Here is a 5,450-nt window from a genome sequence, read left to right on the forward strand (position 1 = left end):
GCGCAGAAAATATCGCTGAATGTAAAAGATAATAAACTGGATGATGTGCTGCAGATGATCCTGCTGCCGCTGGAAATTAACTACGAATTTATCGCCAATAAAATTATCCTGAAACATGGCGGCGCTGCTACCACCATTGAACAGCAGCAGGATATTACCATCACCGGCCGTGTAGTGGATAATAAAGGCCAAACCATTCCCGGGGCTAATGTGCGCGTAAAAGGAATGAGCATTGGAACAGTTACCAATGTGGAAGGTAACTATACCCTGAAGATCCCCGCCAGCGCCGCCAACGGCACACTGGTATTTTCTTCGGTAGGGTATGTGTCTTCTGAAATTGCCATCAACGGAAGAACCAGCATTGTTGCCATGCTGAATGTTGACTCCAAAGATCTTGGAGAAATTGTGGTAACGGCTTATGGCCAGCAGAAGAAAACACAGGTGACGGCTTCCATCAGTACCATTAACTCAAAAGATATTACCAGCAGGCCGGCAGTGAATATGTTCCAGGCATTGCAGGGTCAGGCGCCTAACCTCATCATGCAGCAGAACACTGCCGAACCGGGCGCAAAAATGGTCATGAACATCCGCGGGGTAGGTAGCTTAACGGGCAACGAGCCGCTAGTGATCATTGATGGAGTGCAGGCCGGCGGTAATGGTTTACAAAACCTGAACCCCTACGATGTGGAATCCATTTCTGTGCTGAAAGATGCGGCATCTGCAGCGATCTACGGTTCACAGGCAGCAAATGGCGTGATCTATATCACTACCAAAAAAGGGAAAAAAGATGATCATCCCTCTGTTACCTACAACGGCATGTACGGCTGGCAAACGCCTACCACGCTGCCCCGGCAGATGGAAGCATGGCAGTACATGTCACTGAAAAACGAAGCGCTGGTAAACTCCGGTAAAACGCCGCAGTATACACCGGAAGATATTAAATCGTGGCACGACCGCGGCTCCGAACCAGCCATGCTTACAGAGATGCTCCGCAAGTATACCCCGCAGCAAAGCCATAATTTAAGTTTAAGCGGTGGTGGCAAAACCAGCAGTTACCTGTTTTCACTGGGCTATCTTGATCAGGGCAATATGCTCCAGAATAAATATGTGCCGCAGGATTTTTATTACAAACGTTATAATGCCCGCCTCAATGTATCAGTAGATGTAAGCAAGTATGTGAAAGTAAGCGGTAACGCCGCCTATACCCGCTCTAATTACCGCACACAGGTATCCGATATCGGCTTCCTGATGCGTGATGCGATGCGCGTTCCCCGTACCACTGCTGTAAAAGACTCTCTCGGTAACTGGGTGGTACCGCCATTAACCAGCAACAGCGTAATGGCTTTACTGGCGGAAAGCGGGTACCGCTTAAGAACCGTAGATAACCTGATGGGTGGAATTGATGTGGTAATCACCCCGGCGGATCATTTTAAGATCAACCTGAATGCTTCCGGTAACTACAATATTGATAACACCGCTTACCGTATCAACAAATTTACCTACGCACCTTATTATACCACCGCTACACCGCCGTTGTATAATGAAATGCATAACTCCGAATACAAGGATCTGACAACAAACGTATATGGTACTGTAGAATACGAAAATACTTTTGGTAAACATTATGTAAAAGGTCAGGTAGGGGTGCGCAGCGATGCGGTGAATGAAGGTTACGGTTTCCGTGCCGATCGTTTTGGTACTACCAACCTGGACAACGACTGGTCCATTGGTGGCGGCTATATTCCCAAACCGGACGGTACTTACGATTACAGGGATATCGGTACTTATAACGATATGAGCAATCCCAACCTGTATGCACTAAACTCACTTTTCGGAAGATTCAACTATGCTTATAACGATAAGTATCTTGCAGAAATAACCTGGCGCTACGACGGCTCTTCCAAGCTGGCTCCTGGCCACCGCTGGCAGTTCTTTCCGGCGTTTTCACTGGGATGGCGGCTAACAGACGAAGACTTTATGCAGGAAGTAAAGGATCGCATCGGTAACTTTAAACTTCGTTATTCATGGGGACAGGTGGGTAACTCCAACATCGGAGGATTCAACTATCTTTCAAGGGTAAGCATTAACAATGCGAACTATGCTTTCAATAATTCCATTGCACCCGGTAATACTTTCTCTACTTACAACGACCTGTTACAGTGGGAAATTTCTACCATGAGCAACTATGGTATCGATGCGGATTTCCTCAAAGGCGCTTTAACAGCATCTTTCGATTATTTTAATAAGACGACCGACGGGATCTATCTTTTCCAGACCGTTCCCGGTACCGCAGGTACTGCCGCTCCGCTGGAAAACGTGGGCAAGGTAAATAACAAAGGCTGGGAGCTGGCTGTCAACTACCGGCTTAATACCGGCCAGTTCCGCCACAACTTTGGTTTTAATCTTTCCGATAACCTGAACAAGGTGATTAAATTCGGCCAGGAATCCGTACGTGGTTCAGATGTAACCTTTATCATTAAAGAAGGATTTCCAATTGCTTCTTATTATGGATATAAATCCAATGGACTGTACCAGAACCTGGATGATATAAAGAATGCACCTAAAGTGCCATTTGCCTATAACCAGCAGGTAATGCCAGGAGATGTAAAATACATTGACCGTAACAAAGATGGTGTGATCGATGAAAACGACCGCTATGTATTTGGCAATCCATTTCCCCGTTACACTTTTGGCTTTAACTACAGCGTGAGCTGGAAAAACTTCGACCTCAACATGTTCTGGCAGGGTGTGGGCAAGCGTTCCCAATTCCTGAGAGGCGATATCGTAGAGGCATTCCATAACAATGAAGACCATGCGATGGTACAGCACCTGGACCGCTGGACGCCTACCAACCCGGGCGCTACCTATCCGCGTGTAACTATCGGCGCCGCAGATGCCAACAACTTCGCTTATTCAGATTACTGGTTGTTTGATACCAAATACCTGCGTCTGAAAAATTTACAAGTGGGCTACAACCTGCCTGCATCCCTGGTAAACAGGGCGCGTATTCAGGGAGTGCGGGTATATTTCACCAGCCAGAACCTGATAACGATCATGCCTAAACGCTTCCGTGAAATAGGTGTGGATCCTGAGTTTACACAGTTTGATGATAAGTTGTTCATGAGCAATTATAACGCTATTGCAGGACGTAATTATCCGAATGCAGCTACTTTTGCTTTTGGCCTGGATGTTAAGTTTTGATGCCTAAACAATCAATTGTATGAAGAAATTAGTTTTATCAATATTAGTGGCCGGCACTTTATTCAGTTGCCGTAAACTGGATCAGCCTATCACCCGGGAGTTTACCGAAACTGCCTACTGGCGGGATTCACAGGATGCGCTCGACGCATTGACTGCCTGCTATGAACATCTTTCAAAAGATGATTATTATTTTGGAGATGAAGCGCTGAGCGATAACGCCTATAACAGCGGCGGCGGTTTGATCAATGTAAACGCTATTGCCAACGGCGGTTACGATGGCGCCAACGGCAGGGTAGCAGATACTTGGTCGTATTACTATACTACTATTCGTAGGTGCAATACCGTTACCACCAACATAGATCGCGTGCCTAACATGGATCCCGCGCTGAAAGCGCGTATCCTGGCTGAAACAAGGTTTATCCGCGCTTACGCATACTTCCAGCTCACAGCCTGGTATGGCGATGTGCCTTTTTATACGGACCTCATTACCATTGATGCTTCCCGTACCATTGCACGTACCGACAAGAACACGATCCAGCAGTTTATATTAACAGAGCTGTCGGATATCCAGAAAGACCTGCCCACTAATACACAGCAGGCGCAGAATGACCGTGGCCGTATCACCCGTGGGGCTGCCATTGCCATGAGCGCCCGTGTACACCTGTTCCGCAGCGAGTGGGCAGCTGTAGTGGCAGATTGTGAAAAGCTGATCGGTAAAACAGATAACGGCGCTTATGCCCTGTTTGGTAATTACAATACCCTGTTTACCGTAGCCAACGAATATAACAGTGAAGTGATCCTGGACCTGCAATATGGCGGTGGCAGAACTTACGACAAACAACGTTCCTTTATGCCGCAAACCATTGCTGCATTAAGAAGTGTACTGGTGCCTACCCAGGACCTGGTAAATGATTATATCATGACCAATGGTAAAGCCATTGGTGAAGCCGGTTCCGGTTATAATGAAACCACTCCTTATGTAAACAGGGATCCGCGTTTTGAAGCTACCATCCTGCATCATGGCTCCAAGGTGGTTGATTTTAACGGAGTGGAACAAACTATCCTGACGCAGCCCGGCTCTGTTCCAGCCACCAATACGGTAGATGACCAGGGCGCATCTCCCACCGGTTATTATTTCTATAAATATTACGACAGGGCAGCTACCAACTATGCTTCGGGGTTAAACCTGATCATGATCCGTTATGCAGATGTGCTGCTGATGTATGCGGAAGCAAAGAATGAGCTGGGGCAGATGAATGCGGCAGTATGGAATCAAACTATTCAACCTATCCGCGTGCGTGCCGGGTTTAATGATGCCGGCGCTACCCAGTTTAACGCTGCCCTGAACCAGGATCAGCAACGTGTGGTGATCCGCCGGGAAAGAAGGGCTGAGCTGGCGTTTGAAGGACTGCGGGTGTATGATATCCGCCGCTGGAAAACTGCCGATGTGGTAATGAACAGACCGGTGAGAGGTATCAAAGTAACCTCCGGCGCTTTTAATAAAGACCCGAATGGTTACATCATCGTTGAAAACAGGTTGTTCACCAATCCCAAGCACTACCTCTGGCCGGTGCCCACCATTGAACGCGATCAGAACAAAAATCTTTCACAAAACCAGGACTGGTAATATCCTTCCACCTAAAAACTGTAATAACATGCAAAAATATTTGATCATTATACTGAGTGTTTTATTATTTAGTTGTAAGAAAGACGATTATTCACTCAACACCAATATGCAGCCGGTGCCCAAACTCACCGCACCGCTGGATAATAAATATATTAAGCTGCAACCTACCACCAGCGCCACTGTGAGCTTTGAGTGGGACCAGGCCCGCGCAGAAGATGGTTCCCTCGTACAATACGAAGTAGCCTTTGATAAAGAAGGCGGTGATTTTTCTTCACCTGTTGCTAAATTCTCTTCCGATGGTGGTGGTGTACAGAACAAGCTGACCTTGTCGCACAAAGACCTGAACAGCGTGGCAGGCAAAGCGGGCATCGCTTCCCTGGCTACCGGCAAGCTGGTATGGACTGTGCTGGCATCCAAAGGATATAATATCCAGAAAGCCGCAGAAACAAAGACCATCGAGGTAGAAAGACCCAACGGTTTTGCCGAGATCCCTACCGATGTATATCTTACCGGCGAAGCTACAGAAGCGGGCGCCGATCTGTCCAAAGCGCTGAAGCTGAAATCCACAGCCCCGGGGGTATACGAAATTTATACATCTCTCAAAAACGGTAAATATCATTTT

3 protein-coding genes are annotated in these 5,450 nt (G+C 47.3%); all 3 read left to right on the forward strand.

What is annotated here, in order from left to right:
* On the forward strand, positions 1-3,201 hold a 3,201-nt coding region (locus tag VN105_RS19235; RefSeq protein ID WP_325643197.1), incomplete at its 5' end, for a TonB-dependent receptor.
* A gap of 19 nt (positions 3,202-3,220) precedes the next feature.
* The gene (locus tag VN105_RS19240; protein ID WP_325643199.1) at positions 3,221-4,828 is read left to right on the forward strand and encodes a RagB/SusD family nutrient uptake outer membrane protein; all 1,608 of its coding nucleotides are present in this window, start codon (positions 3,221-3,223) and stop codon (positions 4,826-4,828) included.
* A gap of 28 nt (positions 4,829-4,856) precedes the next feature.
* Positions 4,857-5,450 (forward strand): SusE domain-containing protein (locus tag VN105_RS19245; protein WP_325643200.1); only part of this gene is annotated, 594 nt, incomplete at its 3' end.

The organism is Chitinophaga sp., from assembly GCF_035564935.1.
In the GTDB taxonomy this organism is placed as follows: domain Bacteria; phylum Bacteroidota; class Bacteroidia; order Chitinophagales; family Chitinophagaceae; genus Chitinophaga.